The organism is Comamonas nitrativorans (assembly GCF_042654765.1).
GTDB lineage: Bacteria > Pseudomonadota > Gammaproteobacteria > Burkholderiales > Burkholderiaceae_C > Comamonas > Comamonas nitrativorans.
The window spans coordinates 135,162-152,838 of sequence record NZ_JBHSEW010000003.1 but is presented as its reverse complement, the minus strand read 5'-3'; the positions used below and the strand labels follow the sequence as shown (position 1 = coordinate 152,838).

Annotated in this window: 16 protein-coding genes; 7 read left to right on the top strand and 9 right to left on the bottom strand. The window is 66.2% G+C overall.

Annotated features, from left to right (window positions below):
- Positions 1 to 5 precede the first annotated feature (5 nt).
- Positions 6 to 1,529 (top strand): M48 family metalloprotease, encoded by a 1,524-nt coding sequence (locus tag ACFO3A_RS05055; RefSeq protein ID WP_377724550.1) that lies wholly within the window; start codon positions 6 to 8, stop codon positions 1,527 to 1,529.
- Here the strand turns inward: ACFO3A_RS05055 and ACFO3A_RS05050 are convergent.
- The 6 genes from ACFO3A_RS05050 to def all read right to left on the bottom strand — a co-directional run bounded on the left by ACFO3A_RS05050 (position 1,500) and on the right by def (position 5,643).
- On the bottom strand, positions 1,500 to 1,853 hold the full coding sequence (locus ACFO3A_RS05050) for a phage holin family protein (RefSeq protein WP_377724549.1): 354 nt from the start codon (positions 1,851 to 1,853) through the stop codon (positions 1,500 to 1,502). The two genes, ACFO3A_RS05055 and ACFO3A_RS05050, sit on opposite strands and share 30 nt — an antisense overlap.
- Before the next feature lie 18 nt (positions 1,854 to 1,871).
- Positions 1,872 to 2,630 (bottom strand): TerC family protein, encoded by a 759-nt coding sequence (locus ACFO3A_RS05045; RefSeq protein WP_377724547.1) that lies wholly within the window; start codon positions 2,628 to 2,630, stop codon positions 1,872 to 1,874.
- Positions 2,631 to 3,037: 407 nt separating this feature from the next.
- Entirely contained in the window at positions 3,038 to 3,379 is a 342-nt protein-coding gene (locus ACFO3A_RS05040) for an AzlD domain-containing protein (protein WP_377724545.1), read from the bottom strand.
- A complete protein-coding gene (locus ACFO3A_RS05035; RefSeq protein ID WP_377724543.1) occupies positions 3,369 to 4,103 on the bottom strand; it encodes an AzlC family ABC transporter permease in 735 nt (244 codons plus the stop codon). The genes ACFO3A_RS05040 and ACFO3A_RS05035 overlap by 11 nt, the downstream gene beginning before the upstream one ends.
- Before the next feature lie 56 nt (positions 4,104 to 4,159).
- On the bottom strand, positions 4,160 to 5,134 hold the full coding sequence (fmt, locus tag ACFO3A_RS05030; RefSeq protein WP_377724542.1) for a methionyl-tRNA formyltransferase: 975 nt from the start codon (positions 5,132 to 5,134) through the stop codon (positions 4,160 to 4,162).
- Positions 5,131 to 5,643 carry a peptide deformylase gene (gene def, locus ACFO3A_RS05025; protein ID WP_377724540.1) on the bottom strand — a complete coding sequence of 171 codons (513 nt, stop codon included), beginning with the start codon at positions 5,641 to 5,643 and terminating at the stop codon, positions 5,131 to 5,133. The genes fmt and def overlap by 4 nt, the downstream gene beginning before the upstream one ends.
- Positions 5,644 to 5,811: 168 nt before the next feature.
- On the opposite strand from def, the gene ACFO3A_RS05020 reads away from it, so the two are divergent.
- From ACFO3A_RS05020 to ACFO3A_RS05010, 3 genes are all read left to right on the top strand, one after another.
- Positions 5,812 to 7,011: a LysM peptidoglycan-binding domain-containing protein gene (locus ACFO3A_RS05020; protein ID WP_377724538.1), complete on the top strand. Its 1,200-nt coding sequence runs from the start codon at positions 5,812 to 5,814 to the stop codon at positions 7,009 to 7,011.
- Positions 7,012 to 7,020: 9 nt separating this feature from the next.
- Positions 7,021 to 8,220, top strand: a complete 1,200-nt coding sequence (gene dprA / locus ACFO3A_RS05015) for a DNA-processing protein DprA (protein WP_377724535.1) — start codon at positions 7,021 to 7,023, stop codon at positions 8,218 to 8,220.
- A gap of 203 nt (positions 8,221 to 8,423) precedes the next feature.
- Positions 8,424 to 9,986 (top strand): TerC family protein, encoded by a 1,563-nt coding sequence (locus tag ACFO3A_RS05010; protein WP_377724534.1) that lies wholly within the window; start codon positions 8,424 to 8,426, stop codon positions 9,984 to 9,986.
- Between the two features lie 83 nt (positions 9,987 to 10,069).
- On the opposite strand, the gene ACFO3A_RS05005 is transcribed toward ACFO3A_RS05010, so the two are convergent.
- Complete coding sequence (locus tag ACFO3A_RS05005) at positions 10,070 to 12,058, bottom strand: methyl-accepting chemotaxis protein (protein ID WP_377724532.1); 1,989 nt, start codon at positions 12,056 to 12,058, stop codon at positions 10,070 to 10,072.
- A 304-nt stretch (positions 12,059 to 12,362) separates the two neighbouring features.
- On the opposite strand from ACFO3A_RS05005, the gene mnmE reads away from it, so the two are divergent.
- Together mnmE and ACFO3A_RS04995 are read left to right on the top strand one after the other, a co-directional pair.
- Positions 12,363 to 13,775 (top strand): tRNA uridine-5-carboxymethylaminomethyl(34) synthesis GTPase MnmE, encoded by a 1,413-nt coding sequence (gene mnmE, locus ACFO3A_RS05000; protein WP_377724531.1) that lies wholly within the window; start codon positions 12,363 to 12,365, stop codon positions 13,773 to 13,775.
- Positions 13,765 to 14,136: a hypothetical protein gene (locus tag ACFO3A_RS04995; protein ID WP_377724529.1), complete on the top strand. Its 372-nt coding sequence runs from the start codon at positions 13,765 to 13,767 to the stop codon at positions 14,134 to 14,136. The genes mnmE and ACFO3A_RS04995 overlap by 11 nt, the downstream gene beginning before the upstream one ends.
- Positions 14,137 to 14,282: 146 nt before the next feature.
- On the opposite strand, the gene ACFO3A_RS04990 is transcribed toward ACFO3A_RS04995, so the two are convergent.
- Both ACFO3A_RS04990 and ACFO3A_RS04985 read right to left on the bottom strand, forming a co-directional pair.
- Complete coding sequence (locus tag ACFO3A_RS04990; RefSeq protein WP_377724527.1) at positions 14,283 to 16,013, bottom strand: putative bifunctional diguanylate cyclase/phosphodiesterase; 1,731 nt, start codon at positions 16,011 to 16,013, stop codon at positions 14,283 to 14,285.
- 17 nt (positions 16,014 to 16,030) lie between these two features.
- Positions 16,031 to 16,588 (bottom strand): adenine phosphoribosyltransferase, encoded by a 558-nt coding sequence (locus ACFO3A_RS04985; protein ID WP_377724526.1) that lies wholly within the window; start codon positions 16,586 to 16,588, stop codon positions 16,031 to 16,033.
- Positions 16,589 to 16,666: 78 nt separating this feature from the next.
- Here ACFO3A_RS04985 and ACFO3A_RS04980 point away from each other — a divergent pair, with 78 nt between their 5' ends.
- Positions 16,667 to 17,668: a KpsF/GutQ family sugar-phosphate isomerase gene (locus ACFO3A_RS04980; protein WP_377724525.1), complete on the top strand. Its 1,002-nt coding sequence runs from the start codon at positions 16,667 to 16,669 to the stop codon at positions 17,666 to 17,668.
- Positions 17,669 to 17,677: the final 9 nt, after the last annotated feature.

Here is a 17,677-nt window from a genome sequence, read left to right as displayed (position 1 = left end):
CCATCATGCCTGCCCCTTGGTTTTCGCACCGCTGTGTCCGTACTTTGCTCTCCACCCTGTGTCTGGCGGGGGTGTTGGCCAGCGCTCCGGCCAGCGCCCAGGTGCAATTGCCGCATCTGGGCGATGGCGCCGAGCTGACGATCAGCCAGGAGCGCGAGCTGGGCGACAGCATCATCACCAGCCTGTACCGCGACCCGGACTACCTGGACGATGCGCCGCTGCACGCCTACGTCATGCAGATCTGGCAGCCCTTGGTGCAGGCGGCCCTGCAACGCGGCGATCTGAGCGAGGAGCTGTACCAGCGCTACGCCTGGCAGGTGCTGCTCGGGCGCGACCGCACGATCAACGCCTTTGCCCTGCCGGGGGGCTATCTGGGCGTACACACCGGCCTGATCGGCGCCGTGACCAGCCGCGACGAGCTGGCCACGGTGCTGGCGCACGAACTCAGCCACGTTACCCAGCGCCACATCGCCCGCATGTTTGCCGAGGACAAGAAGAACATGCCCCTGCTGATCGGCAGCCTGGTGCTGGGGGCGCTGGCCGCCTCGTCCAGCCCGGATGCGGCGCAGGCGCTGATCATCGGCGGGCAGGCCGCCGCCGTGCAGAGCCAGTTGAGCTTTTCGCGCGACATGGAGCGCGAGGCCGACCGCGTGGGCTTCAACCTGCTCGCCCCGGCAGGCTTCAACCCCCAGGGCGCGGCCAGCATGTTCGACAAATTGCAGCAAGCCAGCCGCTTGAACGACAACGGCAGCTGGCCCTACCTGCGCAGCCACCCGCTGACCAGCGAACGTATCGCCGACATGCAGTCCCGCGTGCCGCACGGCAGCGCTGCACCGCTGCAAACGCAGTGGGAAGACGCCATGATGGCCGCCCGTGCCCGGGTGTTGAGCCAGCCCGGCGTCGATCGCCTGCGCCAATGGCAGGCCCAGCCCCGGCACAGCGACTTTGCCCAGCAACCGGCCGTGCAACAGGCAGCCATCCTGTACGCCGCCGCCCTGGCCAGCCAGCAGTTGCGCGACAACGCCGGGGCGCTGGCGCTGTGGCGCCAGCTCGATGCCCTGGTACCTTCCGGCGAGGCCGCCGCCCGGCGCCAAAGCGCCTGGCTGGGGGCCGAGCTGGCCCTGGCCGCCGAACAGCCCCAGCAAGCCCTGGATCTGGTCGAGCGCAGCCAGTCGCCCAAGCTGCGCCCGGCCGTGCTGCTCAAGTCCCAGGCGCTGCTGGCGCTGCGGCGCCCTGCGCCGGTCAGCGACAGCTTGCAGACCTGGGTGACGCTGCACCCCGAAGATGCCCACGCCTGGCAGTTGCTGGCGCAGGCGTGGCAGGCACAAAACCAGCCGCTGCGGGCACTGCGGGCGCAGGCCGAGGCGCAGGTGGCGATCCGGGATTTCAGCGCCGCACAGGATCGCCTGAAGGCGGCGCAGGACCTGGCCCGGCGCAGCAGCGGCCAGGATCACATCGAGGCCTCGATCATCGACACGCGCCTGCGGGCCGTGACCGAGTTACTGCGGGAACAGTCGCGCAAGCAGTGAGTCGATCACCAGCCCCAGCGCCGAATACAGCAAGGCCCCCCACACGGCAGCCCAGAAGCCGTTGACCTGCAGCCCGCCCAGCAGCGCCGAGGCGAGCCAGAACACCAGACCATTCACCACGACCAGGAACAGCCCCAGCGTTACCAGCGTCACCGGCAGCGTCAGCAGCACCAGCACCGGGCGCACTACCGTATTGAGCAGCCCCAGGATGATGGCCGCCCACAGCGCCGAGGTCAGGCTATGCACCTGCACCCCGCTGTAGACATTGGCCACCAGCAGCAGCGCCCCGGCGTTGAGCAGCCATTGCACGAGTAATCGGGTCATAGTGTTTCCTCCTGTGGTTTACGGGGCGGGGCGGGCCGCCTTGCGGTTCGCCAGCCATTTGCCGGCCACCAGCACCAGCAATGCACCGCCCAGATGGGCGCTCCAGTACACGGCGGGGGACAGCACGGCCTGCCCTTTTGCGTCCAGCGTGCCCAGCTTGGGCAGCCACAGCCATTGTGCGGGATTTACGAAGGCGGGGTCCGTCACCAACATGCCGCCGGCAATCCAGCCCAGGAGCATTCCTCCGGCCAGGATGACCGAAGGGAAACGTTCCATCAGCCGGATGACCAGCTGCGAGCCCCAGACGATGATGGGAATCGAGATCAGCAGCCCCAGCGTGACCAGCAACACCTGGTGATCTTGATGCGAGGTCTGCGCCGCGCCGGCGATGGCGATCACGTTGTCCACGCTCATCACCAGGTCGGCCACGATGATGGTCTTGATGGCTGCCAGCAGCCGGTCGCTGCCGGCGATGTTCTCGTGCCCGTCTTCATCCGGGGCCAGCAGCTTGACGCCGATCCAGACCAGCAGCACCGCCCCGACCGCTTTCAGGAAGGGCACTTGCAGCAGCGTCATGGCGAACATGATCAGCACCACGCGCAGCAGAATGGCCCCGGCCGTGCCGTACACGATGCCCTTGGCCCGCTGCGCCGGGGGCAGCTTGCGGCAGGCCAGGGCGATGACGACGGCGTTGTCGCCACCCAGCAGGATATCGATGATGATGATTTGCCCCAGGGCAATCCAGAACGGGGCGTGGGTGAGAAAGTCCAAATCCATTGAAAACTCCAATGCAGCAATACCAATGCCAAAAACTCTGAAAGCGGGTGGACAACCACTGGCACGGTACCGGAGGAGGCTGGAAGCACCGGACATGCAGCCGGGCCGGGAAAGACGCCTTGGGGACCATGATGGCAGTCGCCCAAAGGTCTTGCTCACAGTGCGCTGCACTGCTGGGCAGGCCGGAAGCGGATGCTTCGTGCTGACGACCTGTCCAACTGCCCGGGCCGCAGACCCTAGCAGGGAGCTACTCCCCTTTGAAGGGGCGTATTTGACCACAAAACGCCTGTCCGGCAGGCACAGGCGTGTTGAATAAACAAATAGCTGTTTCCGCTTTATATATCTGTGTTTAATGGATAAAAATACCTGAAATCCATTGAATACAAGCGATAGAAGCTATCGTATTTCTACCATCCCCAGCCGATGTGCAGCGGCAGGTAGACCAGCATCCCGACGGCAATGGTGCCCAGGATGTCGCGGCGCAGGGCGAAATACAGCGTGGCGCAGGCCACTGCCGGCAGACGGGCATCCTGCCAGGTGGCAAGCAATTGCCCGTCGGCCATGAAAATCTCGGGCGCGACCACGGCGGTCAGCGCCGCCAGCGGCGCATATTGCAGGCCACGGCTGAGCCACTGGGGCATGGGCAGCGGCTCTTTCGGGATCAGGAAAAAGGCGCGGGTCACCAGCGTGATCAGCGCCAGTCCGGCGGTGGCCAGCCAGGCCCACAGCCCATACGATTCAGCGTCCATGGCGAAGTCCCTTCTTTTGCACCGCTTCCATGACCAGACCGGCCACCACCGCCGTGGCAATCGCCACCAGGGTATTGAGGCGCAGCGGCAGCCCGAATGCGGCCACGGCGGCGGCGGCAGACACGGCGGCCGCCACCCAGGTCGCCACACCCTTGAGCATGGCGTAAAGCACGCCCAGGATGGCCAGCACCCCGGCAAAGCCCAGACCCCATTCCAGCGGAATCACGTTGGCCAGGAAAATCCCGGCGATGGAGGGAATCTGCCAGCCCAGCCAGCCGGTGACCGCCCCGCCCCAGAAGTAGGGCAACTGCTCGGCCTGCTTGCCCGCTGCGGGGTAGCGCTGGGTGAACAGCACGAACAGGATGTCGCCGCTCAGATAACCCAGCGCCAGGCGGTGGCGCAGGCTCAGGTGGTCGAAATAGCTGCGCCACAGGGTGCTGAGTACGACAAAGCGCAGGTTCACGCACAAGGCGGTAAACCACACCATCCACAGCGGCGCCCCGGCGGCCATCAGCGGCAGCACGGACAGCTGGGCCGTACCGGCATAGACCGTCAGCGACATGAACAGCGCCAGCGGCAGGGGCAGCCCGGCCTTGACCATGGCCACGCCCGTGACCAGCCCCCAGGCACCCAGGCCGGGCACCGTCGCCAGCATGTCGCGCACCCCGGCGGCAAAGGCCGGGTCGTGCGCCAGGGCACGGGCGCGTTGAACCAGAACAGTCATAAAAATCAGAAAGTTGCGTGCGGAAAGCGAAGGCGGGCGATCGTGCCTGCGCCGGCCTACTGCGGGCGGTGCAGCACGCTGCCCACCGGCAGCGCAAAGCCGCGCAGGAAGTCTGCCGCCGGCAGGCGTTTGCCGCCTGCGCGTTGCAATTGCGTCAGGCGCAGCACGCTGCTGTCATGGCCGCTGCCGCAGGCCACCAGCACGCCATCCGCATCGGCAGCCAGCACCTGGCCGGGCGCAGCGTCGTGGGATTGCGCCTGCGCCTGCGCCTGCCAGATTTTCAAGGTGTCGCTGCCCAGTTGGGCTGCCCCCCCGGGGAAGGGGGTGAAGGCGCGAATCTTGCGCTCCAGGGCGGCGGCGCCGTGCGTCCAGTCCAGCCAGGCTTCGTCCTTGGCGATCTTGTGCGCGTAGGTGATGCCCTCGGCGGGCTGGGGCGTTTGCGGCAAGGGCGCCGTTTGCACCTGCGCCAGGGCTTGCACGATCATGTCCGCGCCCAAATCGGCCAGTTTGTCGTGCAGGCTGGCGGAGGTGTCGTCCGGGGCAATCGGCAGGCTTTGCACCAGGCACATCGCGCCGGTATCCAGGCCCGCATCCATCTGCATGATGGTGACGCCGGTGGCGGCATCGCCCGCCTCGATGGCGCGGTGAATGGGCGCGGCCCCGCGCCAGCGCGGCAGCAGGCTGGCGTGGATGTTCAGGCAGCCCAGGCGCGGCAAATCCAGCACCCACTGCGGCAGCAGCAGGCCGTAGGCGGCCACCACCAGCACGTCGGGCCGGGCGGCCAGCAAGGCGGCCTGGGCCGCCCGGGCTTCTTCGGGGTATTTGCCGTCCATGCGCAGGCTGCGCGGCTGCGCCACGGGAATGCCGTGCGCCAGGGCGCATTGCTTGACCGCCGAGGCCTGCAACTGCATTCCGCGCCCGGCCGGGCGGTCCGGCTGGGTCAGCACCAGGGGCACGGCAAACCCGGCCTGGACGATGCGCTGCAATGCCGCGCTGGCAAATTCCGGCGTGCCGGCAAAAGCGACCCTCATGCCTTGGCCGCTTCCTTTTGCTGCTTGAGCAGCTTGGTCTTGATGCGGTTGCGTTTCAGGGGCGAGAGGTATTCGACGAACACCTTGCCCATGAGGTGGTCCATCTCGTGCTGAATGCAGATGGCCAGCAGCTCCTCGGCGTCGATTTCGCGGCTGACGCCGTTTTCGTCCAGCGCCCGCACCTTGACGGCGCTGTGGCGCTCCACCCCGTCGTAGATGCCGGGTACGGACAGGCAGCCTTCCTCGTTGAGCTGCATGGCCTCGCTGGCCCAGACGATTTCAGGGTTGATCAGCACCAGCGGCTGGTCGCGCTCCTGCGAGACGTCGATGACGATCAGGCGTTCGTGAAAATCGACCTGGGTGGCCGCCAGGCCGATGCCACGGGCGTCGTACATGGTCTCGAACATATCGGCAATTTGCGTGCGGATGCGGTCATCGACCTGGGCCACCGGCTGGGCAACCTTGTGCAGACGCGGATCGGGATAACAAAGAATGGGAAGCAGGGCCATAACAGTTTCAAACAAATACTGTCGCTATTTTGGCCACTTTGCCCACAAGGTGCAGAACGCCCCCCGGATAATCGTTGCCCTATCCGGGCCTTGCCCACAGAATCAGAGGCTATGCCGAGCCGATCTCTCACCGCCGCTGCCCTGCGGCGCTGCCAAGGAAAGAACACGATGAAAGCCCTTGCCACCACTTGCGCATTGTCCCTGGGCGCGGCCTTGAGCGCCGGCCATGCCCTGGCGCAGACCTACCCGGTGACACCGGGGCAACAGGCCACGGCGCAGCAGGTGGCCCAGCGCGGGGTGCCGCTGTCGGCCCTGGCCGCCAATGCCCCGGAGCGCTACACCGTGCGCAAGGGCGATACCCTGTGGGGCATTTCCGGCCTGTTCCTGCGCCAGCCCTGGCGCTGGCCCGAGCTGTGGGGCATGAACCTGCAGGCCATTGCCAACCCCCACCTGATCTACCCGGGCCAGACCCTGTACCTGGAGCGCAGCAACGGCTATGCCCGCCTGACCACCAGCCGCAGCGGCAACGAAACGGTCAAGCTCTCGCCGCGCGTGCGCTCCGAAAGCCTGCGTGACCTGGCCTTGCCCACACTGCGGATGCACCTGATCGAGCCCTTCCTGGCCGAGCCGCTGGTGGTGCAGGAGCTGACCTTGCAGCAGGCGCCGCGCCTGATCGCCGCGTCGGACGAGCGCCTGCTGATGAGCCCCGGCGACGAGGTCTACGCCCGTGGCCCCGCAGGTACCCCGTTTGCCGCAGGGGATGGCGATGAACGCCTGTACCGGGTCTTCCGCGACGCCAAGCCGCTGAAAGACCCCATCACCCAGGAGGTGCTGGGCTACGAGGCGCAATACCTGGGCAAGGTGGAACTGCTGGCCGCCGAAGCCCCGCCGAACCTGCCCGACGGTGCTGCGGCGGAACCCGCTGCCGCCAACACGCCCCAGGCCCAGATTCCGGCCACCCTGCACGTCACGCAGATCAAGGAAGAAATGCGGGCCGGCGACCGCCTGCTGCCCGAACCGGCCCGCCAGTACCGCAGCTTCGTGCCCCACGCGCCGCAGGATGCGGTCGAGGCCCGGGTGGTCAGCCTCTATACCAGCAACGCCATGCGCTACGGCACGGAAAACCAGGTGATCAGCATCAACAAGGGCGAAGCCGATGGCATGGAGCCCGGCATGGTGCTGTCGCTGATTTCGCAAGGCCGGCAGATCGTCGACAAGACCGAGGGCCGCAAGGAGACGGTGCAACTGCCCGATCAGGCCAACGGCACCGGCATGGTGTTCCGCGTGTTCGACCGGGTGTCTTACGTGCTGGTCATGGACACCCGCCGGGGCGTGACCGTGGGCGACAAGCTGGTTCCCCCCCAGTAAACCGGCTCCATGGACGTGCCCGTCTGGCAGCAGCAGGAACTGGACGCCTGGCTGCGCCTGCTTTCGACGCCGCGCATCGGCAACGCCAGCGCCCGGCGCCTGCTGGCCCGGTTCGGCGGGCCGGAGCAGATTTTTGCCGCCCCCCAGGCCGCCTGGGAAAGCTGCATCAGCCCGGCCCAGGCCACCCAGCTGGCCCGGCTGCCGGAGCATTTTGCCCAGCGCTGCGCCGCCACCTGGCACTGGCTGCACAGCACCCCGCAGGGGCTGGGGCGGGCCATCATCACCCTGGCCGATCCGCGCTACCCGGCCAGCCTGCTGGAAATGGAAGACCCGCCGCTGCTGCTGTACGCCGAAGGGCGGCCTGACATCCTGCAACGCGCCGTTCCCCTGGCCGACATGCGCCAGTGCCTGGCCATCGTCGGCTCGCGCCACCCCACGGCGCAAGGCAGCAGCAACGCCCAGGCCTTTGCCCACGCCCTGGCCGAACACGGCTGGACGGTGGTTTCCGGCCTGGCGGCCGGTATCGACGCGGCGGCGCACACCGGGGCCCTGGCAGCAGCGGCCCATCCCCTGGCGACGATAGCCGTCGTCGGTACCGGCCTGGACCAGGTCTACCCGCGCCAGCACCAGGCGCTGGCCCAGCGCATTGCCCGGCAGGGGCTGATCCTGAGCGAATTTCACCTGGGCACCCCGCCGCTGGCGCCCAACTTCCCCAAGCGCAACCGCATCATTGCCGGGCTGTGCAGCGGCACGCTGGTGGTGGAGGCGGCGCTGGCCTCCGGCTCGCTGATTACCGCCCGGCTGGCCTGCGAGCAGGGGCGGGAGGTGTTTGCCATTCCCGGTTCGATCCACGCGCCGCAGGCCCGGGGCTGCCATGCCCTAATCCGCCAGGGCGCCAAGCTGGTCGAAACGGCGCAGGACATCCTGGAAGAACTGGCCGCGCCCACCCGCAGTGCCGCCAGCGCCCCCGGCACCACGGCAGCGCTGCCCTTGGAGCCGACCCCGCCCGCAGCGGCCCCGGCCCGCCATTCCCCGGAACACACGGCGCTGCTGGACGCCCTGGGCTTTGACCCGGTGGGACTGGACGCCCTGACGGCCCGCACCGGCTGGGGCGCCGCCCAGCTCCAGGCCCAGTTGCTGGAGCTGGAACTGGAAGGGCTGGTTGCCCGCCTGCCCGGCGGGCAATTTCAGCGCGTGGCGCAAAGCTAGGAAAGCGCTGCACCATTGCAAATGCCGGATTCCGACGGTCTCGGCCGTTCCATTTTTTTCTTCTTGGGTAAGATTGCCCCCACTATGAAGCCTCCCCCCTTGCGCCCGCGTGCGCTGTCTGTCGATTTCTCCCTCTCTTTTCCGGCTGCTTGCGCCGGCTTTCTTTTCCCCGATTTCCCACGCTCCCAGGCAGGAGGCCGCCCATGGATGCGCTGAGCCTGACCTGGCTGGCCGACCCGTCGATCTGGCTGGGCCTGCTGACCCTGATCGTGCTGGAGATCATCCTGGGCGTGGACAACCTGGTGTTCATCGCCATCCTGGCCGACAAGCTGCCGCCCGAGCAGCGCGACAAGGCGCGGGTGCTGGGCCTGACCCTGGCGCTGGTGATGCGCCTGGGCCTGCTCGCGGGCATTTCCTGGCTGGTGTCGCTGACCACGCCGTGGCTGGTGCTGGGGCCGGTGGAACTGTCGGGCCGCTCCATCATCCTGCTCATCGGCGGGCTGTTCCTGCTGTTCAAGGCCACCACGGAGCTGCACGAGCGCCTGGAGGGCATTGCGCACTCCGGCCAAAGCAGCCGTGCCTATTCCAGCTTTGGCGTGGTGGTCACGCAAATCGTGCTGCTGGATGCAGTGTTCTCGCTCGACTCGGTGATCACGGCCGTCGGCATGGTCGATCACCTGGAGGTCATGATGGCCGCCGTGGTGATTGCCATGGGGGTGATGCTGCTGGCTTCCAAGCCCCTGACGCAATTCGTCAATGCCCACCCCACCGTGGTGGTGCTGTGCCTGAGCTTTTTGCTGATGATCGGCCTGAGCCTGCTGGCCGAAGGCCTGGGCTTTCACCTGCCCAAGGGCTACCTGTACGCGGCCATCGGCTTCTCGATCATGATCGAGTTCTTCAACCAGCTGGCACTGCGCAACCTGCGCCGCCACCAGGCCCGCGTCCCTTTGCGCGAACGCACGGCCAACACCATCCTGCGCATGCTGGGCGGCCGCGCCAACGGCCAGGGCGGCGAGGCCACCGCCAGCAGCGCCGCAGATGCCGACGTGGCCGCCGCGCTGCAAGCCTTTGGCCAGCAGGAGCGCCACATGGTCAGCGGCGTGCTCTCGCTGGCCGAGCGCAGCGTGCAGTCGGTGATGACGCCGCGGGCAGACATCGAGTGGATCGACCTGGGGCAAAGCCCCGAGGCGCTGCGCGAGCAGCTGCTCCAGGCCCGCCACGGCCTGTTCCCGGTGGCCAGCGGCGAGCTGGACAGGCTGAACGGCGTGGCCCGCGCCCGCGACCTGCTGGCCGACGTGCTGGCGACCGGGGCGATCGACCTGACGCGCAGCCTGCGCCAGCCGCTGGTGGTGCCGACCTCGGTGAACGTCATCAAGCTGGTCGAGCAGATGCGCCATTCGCGGGCGCAGATCGCCCTGGTCAGCGACGAGTTCGGCTCCATCCTGGGGCTGGTCACGCCGATCGACCTGCTCGAAGCCATCGCCGGCGAGTTTCCCGAAGAGGGCGAAATCCCCGACATCCAGCCCCAGGCCGACCCGGGCCACTGGGTGGTCGATGGCCAGGCCGACCTGCACGCCCTGGAGACGGCCACCGAAACCTACACCCTGGCGCACAGCGACGACTACAGCACCCTGGCGGGCTTCCTGCTCGACCACCTGGAGCAGTTGCCCGCCGTGGGGCAGGTGCTGGAGGCCGAGGGCCTGCGCTTTCAGGTGCTGGAGATGGACAAACGCCGCATCGCCCTGGTGGACGTGCGGCGTTTATAAAAGAATAGCTACTACCGCTTGATAATCAACGATTTCATGGCTATTTATCCTTGAAATCAATAGATAGCAAGCAGTAACAGCTCTTATTTAAGAAGCGGCTGCCCGCTGTTGCGGCTGCGTCCCGGCAGGGGCGCCGCGCCGTCCTCGTTCAGATGGAATACCGCCACGGCCTGCACCAGTTCCTGGCTGCGGCTGTGCAGGCTGGTGGCGGCAGCGGCCATTTCCTCGACCAGGGCCGCGTTCTGCTGGGTCACCTGGTCCATCTGGGTAATGGCATCGCCGACCTGGACGACCCCGTCGGCCTGCTCCTGGCTGGCGTTGCTGATGGCGCTGACGATGGTGTTCACCTTCTGGATGGCGCCCACCATTTCCTGCATCGTCTGCCCGGTTTGCTGCGCCAGCGCATTGCCGTCGCCGACGCGCTGCACGCTGTCGTCGATCAGCCGCTTGATCTCCTTGGCCGCTTCGGCGCTGCGCCCGGCCAGGCTGCGCACTTCGCTGGCCACCACGGCAAAACCCCGGCCCTGCTCGCCGGCGCGGGCGGCCTCGACAGCGGCGTTCAGCGCCAGGATGTTGGTCTGGAAGGCGATGCTGTCGATCACGCCGATGATGTCGCTGACCTTGCGGCTGCTGTCGTGGATGCCCTGCATGGTCTGCACCATCTGCGTCACCATCGCGCCGCCCTGGCTGGCGATGCTGTGCGCCGATTGCGTCAGACGGCTGGCCTCCTGGGCGCTGTCGGCGTTCTGGCGCACGGTGGCGCTCAACTGCTCCATCGACGCGGCGGTCTGCTCCAGGGCGCTGGCCTGGCTTTCCGTGCGGCCGGACAAGTCCTGGTTGCCCTGGGCGATTTCCGCACTGGCCAGCGCCACGGCGTCCGAGCCCTGGCGCACCTGCTGCACGATGGGGCGCAGGCGCGAGCGCATCTGCTGCTGCGCGGCGATCAGCTCGCCGATCTCGTTGCGCCCGGTCGGCTCGTCGGCCCCGGCCAGATTGCCGTCGGCCACGGCCAGGGCCAGCTCCACGGCATGGTGCAGCGGCCGGGTGATCGAGCGCACGAACAGCAGGGTCAGCCCCACTGCGGCCGCCAGCAGGGCCAGCTGCACGCCCGTCAGCAGGATGAGCAGGTTGCTCTGGCGGGTGGCTTCGGCCTCCATCAGCACGAACAGCCGCTCGGCACCGCTGATACGCACGGCATTCACCGATTCGATGGCCTGGGTGAGCTTGTCGAAATACTCGGCGGCAGGGTATTGCAGCAGATCGATCTCCAGCACCTCGCTCTGGGCCAGGCCCATACTTTCGTTGAGCAGGACGGTGGCTTTTTTCACCTGTTCGCCCAGCACCTGCTGGTACGTGGGGTTGAGCTGCATGGCCCGCTGGATGAACCGCCCGGCCTGTTTTTGCAGGTTGCCGGTCTGGTTGATGAGGGCACGAAACGCGCCCCGGTCGTCCACGCTCAGGAACGCCTGGGTCAGAAAGCCCGTACCCATGGCCCGGATCTGCCCCACGCCTTCGCTGAGCAGCGGCGCCTGCACCAGGGCCGCCTGCAGCAGGGCGATGTTCGCCGGGTCGGCATTGGACTGCAGGTTGTAGGCGGCCAGCAGCTCCTCGTTCATCAGCATCAGGTCGGCCACCAGGGCGGTGTGGCGGGCAAAGCTTTCAGCCGCTTCGATCTTGCCGCTGGCCACGGTCTGTTCCAGCGCCTGCCAGTCCTGCTGCCACTTGTGCAGACGTTCCTGCTCCTGCGCCGGGGCGTCGGTTTTGGTCAGCAGGGCCGACGTATCGGCGATCGCCTGGTTGACCGCCTCCCGCGCTCCGGTGCGACGCTGTTCCATCGCCTGGTTGCCGCTCAGAACCCCCGCCGACAACCCCCGATGCACCTGGGTGTGCTGCATGACCATGTTCAATGCCATCAGCACCGGCACCCCGGCGGCCTGGCGGTGGGCCTGGCGCACGTCGGAAACGGTCTCTTTCAGGTACAGCGCCGACGGGAAGGCGATCATGACCAGGGTGATGGCACCGAGAAGAATGAATTTCTGGGCCAGACGCAATTGGGTAAGCCAGCGAAGCATAGGAGTGTCCTTGGAGCAGGGGAAGAACAGAAGCAGGCGCTTGTGCGGCCCTGGAGAAGTATAGGCAGAGGCGCTGCAACACTCTCTCACAACCCTACGCTGCCTGGGTTGAAATTTTCAGAGGGAATTTTTCATGCCCGGCACCAAACGGGGGCAAATGCCGCTCACGCTCCCCGCCCCTGAAAACGCAGGCACTGCGCCGATAATCCAGCCTCGCCGCCCCCGGTGGCAAACGCCCGCCAGCACTGGCCCGGCTCGCTTCCCCGTTCCACTGTTTCAACTGCTTCTCTCCAAGGGCTTCCCCATGCTTGCACGCCGCCACGATCCGATTGTTGCCATCGCCACTGCGCCGGGGCGCGGGGCCGTGGGCATCGTCCGTGTCTCGGGTCGGCAGCTGGCACCGTTGGTGCGCCGGCTGCTCGGGCGCGATCTGCGGGCACGGGAGGCGACCTACCTGCCCTTCAACGACGCCCAGGGCCAGCCCCTGGACCACGGCCTGGCGCTGTTCTTCCCCGGCCCGCACAGCTACACCGGCGAGGACGTGCTGGAGCTACAGGCCCACGGCGGCCCGGTGGTGCTGCAACTGCTGCTGGAGCGCTGTCTGGAAGCCGCGCAAACCCCTGCGCCGGACGGCCCGGCAGCACTGCCCGATTTGCGCCTGGCCGAGCCGGGCGAATTTACCCAGCGGGCCTTCTTCAACGACAAGATCGATCTGGCCCAGGCCGAGGCCATCGCCGACCTGATCGACGCCAGCACCGCCGTGGCCGCCCGCAGCGCCAGCCGCTCGCTGTCCGGCGCGTTCTCGCAGGAAATCACCGTGCTGCGCGATGCCCTCATCCACCTGCGCATGCTGGTCGAGGCCACGCTGGACTTCCCCGAGGAAGAGATCGACTTCCTGCAAAAAGCCGACGCCTGGGGCCAACTGGAAAACTTGCAGGCGCAACTGACCCAGGTGCTGCGGCGCACCCAGCAAGGGGCGCTGCTGCGCGAAGGCATCAAGGTGGTGATTGCCGGGCAGCCCAACGCCGGCAAAAGCTCGCTGCTCAACGCCCTGGCCGGGGCAGAGCTGGCCATCGTCACCCCGATTGCCGGCACCACGCGCGACAAGGTGCAGGAAACCATCCAGATCAACGGCGTGCCGCTGCACGTCATCGACACCGCCGGCCTGCGCGAGAGCAGCGACGAGGTGGAGCGCATCGGCATCGCCCGCGCCTGGGAGGAAATCGCCCAGGCCGACGCCGTGCTGTTCCTGCACGACCTGACGCGCATCGACGCTCCTGAATACAAAGCTGCTGACGCTGACATTGCAACGGTTTTGGCACAAAAACTACCGAAGAACGTTCCTGTGCTTCATATCTGGAACAAGGAAGATATAGCAAACACTGCTGCGCCCGCCGCAGACACAGACGGCCTGCGCCTGTCCGCCAAACACGGCCAGGGGCTGGACGCCCTGCGCCAGCGCCTGCTGGAAATCGCCGGTTGGCAATCCGCCGCCGAGGGCCTGTACATCGCCCGCGCCCGGCACGTGCAGGCGCTGCAAGCCACCGGCGAACACCTGGCACAAGCCCACGCCCTGCTGCAAACCGCCGACCCGGCACTCGACCTGCTGGCCGAGGAACTGCGCCTGGCCCAACACCACCTGGGCGCGATCACGGGAGAGTTCACCTCCGACGACCTGCTGGGCGTGATCTTCAGCAGTTTCTGTATTGGGAAATAAAAAAGCGAAAAAAGGAAAGGGCCAACATGCAAGCCATCGAACAACAATTCTTCAACGACCTGGAAAAGAAGCTCTGGAGGCAACTGCAAACAAGGCCGATTACATCCGCACTCGAGCACAAGATGACGAGTTCTACGCCAAACTGCTGACCGACTATCTGGAGAAATTTGATCAAGCAAACCGTGCCGAGATCAACAAGTTGCTCATGGACAAGTTGAGCGATGCCCTGGATGCCAAGCAGAAGTACAACAAGATCAGCAGCCTGCTGACCAGGCTGCGCCGCCATGAGGTGATAGTCAACACCGGCTCAGACACGGCTCCTTGCTGGCGACTGACAGGAAAAATTACAAAGAGAAATTAGAGATCGACAAAGAGATACATTAAAAAATTTATAAAAATCAATTACTTATATCTCTATTTTAAAAATTCAGAATCTTTTTCAAAGGTAAAGGATGAGGCATAGACAGCGCAATGCCTCATCCACCGCCACAACCAGTCCTAACGCACTCAAACCCTCCCCAGCAGCACCTCGAAATCCCCCACCGGCACCGGGCGGCTGAACAGATAGCCCTGGAAGTAGTGGCAGCCATAGGTCAGCAGGGCCTGCTGCTGTTCGGCGGTTTCCACGCCTTCGGCGATGACCTGCATGTCCAGCGCGTGGCCCATGGCCACAATGGTTTTTACGATAGCTGCATCTGCGCTGCTGGTCGTGATTTCACAGATGAATGCCTGGTCAATCTTAAGTTGGTCCAGCGGTAGCCGCTTCAAATACTGAAGCGATGAGTAGCCGGTGCCGAAATCGTCCAGCGACAAACGCACGCCCAGGGTGCGCAGCGCCTGCATGGTGGCGATGGTGTCCTGCACGTTGTCCAGCACGGTGCTTTCGGTCAGCTCCAGCTTGAGCCGCCGGGGATGGATGCCGGTGTGCGCCAGCGTCTGGCGCACCTGTTCGACAAAGTCGGGCTGCAGGAACTGTCTGGCGCTGACATTGACCGCCAGCGTCAGGTCCGTCGTGCGCGGGTCATCGGCCCAGGCTTGCAGTTGGCGGCAGGCCGTTTGCAGCACCCAGGCGCCGATCGGCAGGATCAGGTCGGAGGCCTCGGCCAGGGGGATGAATACAGCGGGCGAAACCAGGCCGCGCGTGGGGTGCTGCCAGCGCAGCAGGGCTTCGGCGCCGACGATGCGCGGCGCCTGGCCCGATTCCGCCCGGGCCTGGGCTTGGTAGAGCAGGTGCAGTTCCTGGCGCTCCAGGGCGTGGCGCAGGTCTTCTTCAAGCTGCAACTGGTCTTGCAGCCGGGCCTGGATGGAGGGGTCGTAGAACTGGATTTTTCCCCGGCCCTGGCTTTTGGCGACGTACATGGCCGCTTCGGCGTTTTTCAGCGGTTCGTCCAGGTTGGTGAGCTGGTCGTCAAACAGGCTGATGCCCAGACTGGTGGTGAAGCGGTAGTCCTTGCCGCCCCAGGCCAGGGGCTGCTGGATGGCGAAGTTGATTTTCTCGGCCAGGGCCAGCACCTGGGCCTCGGGCCGCTTGAGGTTCCACAGCAGCACGGCAAAGGCGTTGCCGCTGGTGCGGGCCGCCAGGGAGTTCGACGGCGCGTGCTGCGCCAGCCGCTGGGCCATTTCCTGCAGCATGTAATCTCCGGTGCTGTGGCCCAGCAGGTCGTTGAAGGATTTGAAGTCGTCCACGTCCAGGATCAGCAGGGCACCCTGGCCGCCTGGGGTGTGGCTGGGCAACTGGCGCAGGCGCTCGCGCAGCATCCGCCGGTTGGGCAGTTGGGTCAGGGGGTCGTAGAACGAGAGGGAAAAGGCCTTTTCCTCGGCCTGGCGCTGGCGTTCGTAGGTATGGCTCAGTTGCAGCAGCGCCTGGGCCATGGTGCGGATTTCACCGCTGCCGTGGCGGCTCAGATGCGTGATTTGCGGCAGCTGCGGCGCGGCGTCCGGGTGGCTGGCCAGTTGCTCCAGGCCCCGGGTGATGGCCAGCAGGGCGCGGCTGGTGCGGCGCAGCACGGTATAGATCAGCGCAAATACGGCCAGCAGCGGCACCAGGCTGATCAGCAGAATCTGGCGGTGGGCCAGGAAGGAGTCGCTGGCGCCGGTGTGCGCCCAGTAGACGATGCCCAGACTCGCCAGCAGTGCCACCAGCAAGGGGGCGAACAAAATGAATCTCAGGCTACGCAGCATCGGCAGGGGCAGGCTTGGGGGAAACAGAACGGCACAGCAGACCTCCATGCGGCGCATGGAGCCGTCCGGCCATCCTAGTGACCCGCAAAATCCACCAGGGTAAACAGGGGCAGCTTGCCCACGGTTTGCAGCAGGTGCGAACCGCCCAGTTCGGGCAGATCGACGATGGCGGCGCCTTCCATGACGGTGGCGCCGAGTTTTTCCAGCAGCTTTTTGCCCGCCATCATGGTGCCGCCGGTGGCGATCAGGTCGTCGATCAGCAGCACCTTGTCGCCCGGCTGCACGGCATCGGTGTGCAGCTCGACGGTGGCGCTGCCGTATTCCAGCTCGTAGGTTTCCTCTACCGTGGTGAAGGGCAGCTTGCCTTTCTTGCGGATGGGCACGAAACCGACGCCCAGCTCGTAGGCAATGACCGAGCCGATGATGAAGCCCCGCGCATCCAGCCCGGCCACCACGTCCGGGCGCAAATCCCTGTCCATGTAGCGGTGGACGAAGGCATCAATCAGCACGCGAAAGACCTTGGGGTCCTGCAGCAGCGGGGTGATGTCCCGAAACTGCACGCCGGGCGCAGGCCAGTTGGGAACGGTGCGGATATGGTCGCGCAGGTAATCGTGAACGCTGGAGGAATACATGGGGCAGCCCGTGAGTGAACAAAAGCAAAAAGGCGCCTGCGAGTGTAGCGCCGCGCCCACCGCCTAAAATTGCCGGTTATGACTGATGGCATCCCCCACGCTCCTGAACTGAACGGCGCCCAGGCCCTGGCAACGGCCCGGGCAACCCTGCAAATTGAAATTGCCTCGCTGCAGGCCCTCGACCAGCGACTGGGCGGCAGCTTCGTTGCGGTGGTGCAGGCCATCCTGGCTCTGCGCGGCCGGGTGATCGTCATGGGCATGGGCAAAAGCGGCCATGTCGGGCGCAAGATTGCGGCCACCCTGGCTTCCACCGGCACGCCGGCGTTTTTTGTGCATCCCGCCGAGGCCAGCCATGGCGACCTGGGCATGGTGCGCGGCGGCGATCTGGTGCTGGCCCTGTCCAACAGCGGGGAAAGCCATGAAATCACCGACCTGCTGCCTCCGCTCAAACGCCAGGGCGTACACGTTGCCGCCATGACCGGCAACCGCGCCTCGACCCTGGCGCAGCACGCCGACTGGGTGCTGGACACCAGCGTGGAACGCGAAGCCTGCCCGCTCAACCTCGCCCCCACGGCCAGCACCACGGTGCAGCTGGCGCTGGGCGACGCCCTGGCCACGGCCTTGCTCGATGCCCGGGGCTTCCAGGCCGAGGACTTCGCCCGTTCCCACCCCGGCGGCTCGCTGGGACGGCGGCTGCTGACCCATGTGCGCGACGTCATGCGCAGCGGCGCCGAGCTGCCCCGGGTGCAGGCGCAGGACGATTTTTTCACCCTGATGCGCGAAATGAGCGCGAAAAACCTGGGCGCAGCCATCGTCGTCGATGCCGACGACCGGGTGCTGGGCATTTTTACCGACGGCGACCTGCGCCGCCGCCTGGAGCAGGGCGCCGATGTGCGCCACGCCAAAGCGCAGGACCTGATGCACCCCAACCCGCGCACCATCGCCCCCCACGTGCTGGCCACCCAGGCGGCGCAAATGATGGAGCAGCACGGCATTACCAGCGTGGTGGTGGTCGACCCCGCAGGAACGTTGGCCGGACTGGTGCATATCCGCGACCTGATGCTGGCCAAAGTGATCTGAGAGGAAATA

Coding starts and splice junctions, on each gene's coding strand:
- ACFO3A_RS04990 (WP_377724527.1), bottom strand. CDS start 16,013: ATGCGCCGCATGGAGGTCTGCTGTGCCGTTCTGTTTCCCCCAAGCCTG.
- def (WP_377724540.1), bottom strand. CDS start 5,643: ATGGCCCTGCTTCCCATTCTTTGTTATCCCGATCCGCGTCTGCACAAG.
- mnmE (WP_377724531.1), top strand. CDS start 12,363: ATGCTTGCACGCCGCCACGATCCGATTGTTGCCATCGCCACTGCGCCG.
- ACFO3A_RS05005 (WP_377724532.1), bottom strand. CDS start 12,058: ATGCTTCGCTGGCTTACCCAATTGCGTCTGGCCCAGAAATTCATTCTT.
- ACFO3A_RS05050 (WP_377724549.1), bottom strand. CDS start 1,853: ATGACCCGATTACTCGTGCAATGGCTGCTCAACGCCGGGGCGCTGCTG.
- ACFO3A_RS05045 (WP_377724547.1), bottom strand. CDS start 2,630: ATGGATTTGGACTTTCTCACCCACGCCCCGTTCTGGATTGCCCTGGGG.
- ACFO3A_RS05010 (WP_377724534.1), top strand. CDS start 8,424: ATGGATGCGCTGAGCCTGACCTGGCTGGCCGACCCGTCGATCTGGCTG.
- ACFO3A_RS05035 (WP_377724543.1), bottom strand. CDS start 4,103: ATGACTGTTCTGGTTCAACGCGCCCGTGCCCTGGCGCACGACCCGGCC.
- ACFO3A_RS04985 (WP_377724526.1), bottom strand. CDS start 16,588: ATGTATTCCTCCAGCGTTCACGATTACCTGCGCGACCATATCCGCACC.
- ACFO3A_RS05055 (WP_377724550.1), top strand. CDS start 6: ATGCCTGCCCCTTGGTTTTCGCACCGCTGTGTCCGTACTTTGCTCTCC.
- ACFO3A_RS05040 (WP_377724545.1), bottom strand. CDS start 3,379: ATGGACGCTGAATCGTATGGGCTGTGGGCCTGGCTGGCCACCGCCGGA.
- fmt (WP_377724542.1), bottom strand. CDS start 5,134: ATGAGGGTCGCTTTTGCCGGCACGCCGGAATTTGCCAGCGCGGCATTG.
- dprA (WP_377724535.1), top strand. CDS start 7,021: ATGGACGTGCCCGTCTGGCAGCAGCAGGAACTGGACGCCTGGCTGCGC.
- ACFO3A_RS04980 (WP_377724525.1), top strand. CDS start 16,667: ATGACTGATGGCATCCCCCACGCTCCTGAACTGAACGGCGCCCAGGCC.
- ACFO3A_RS05020 (WP_377724538.1), top strand. CDS start 5,812: ATGAAAGCCCTTGCCACCACTTGCGCATTGTCCCTGGGCGCGGCCTTG.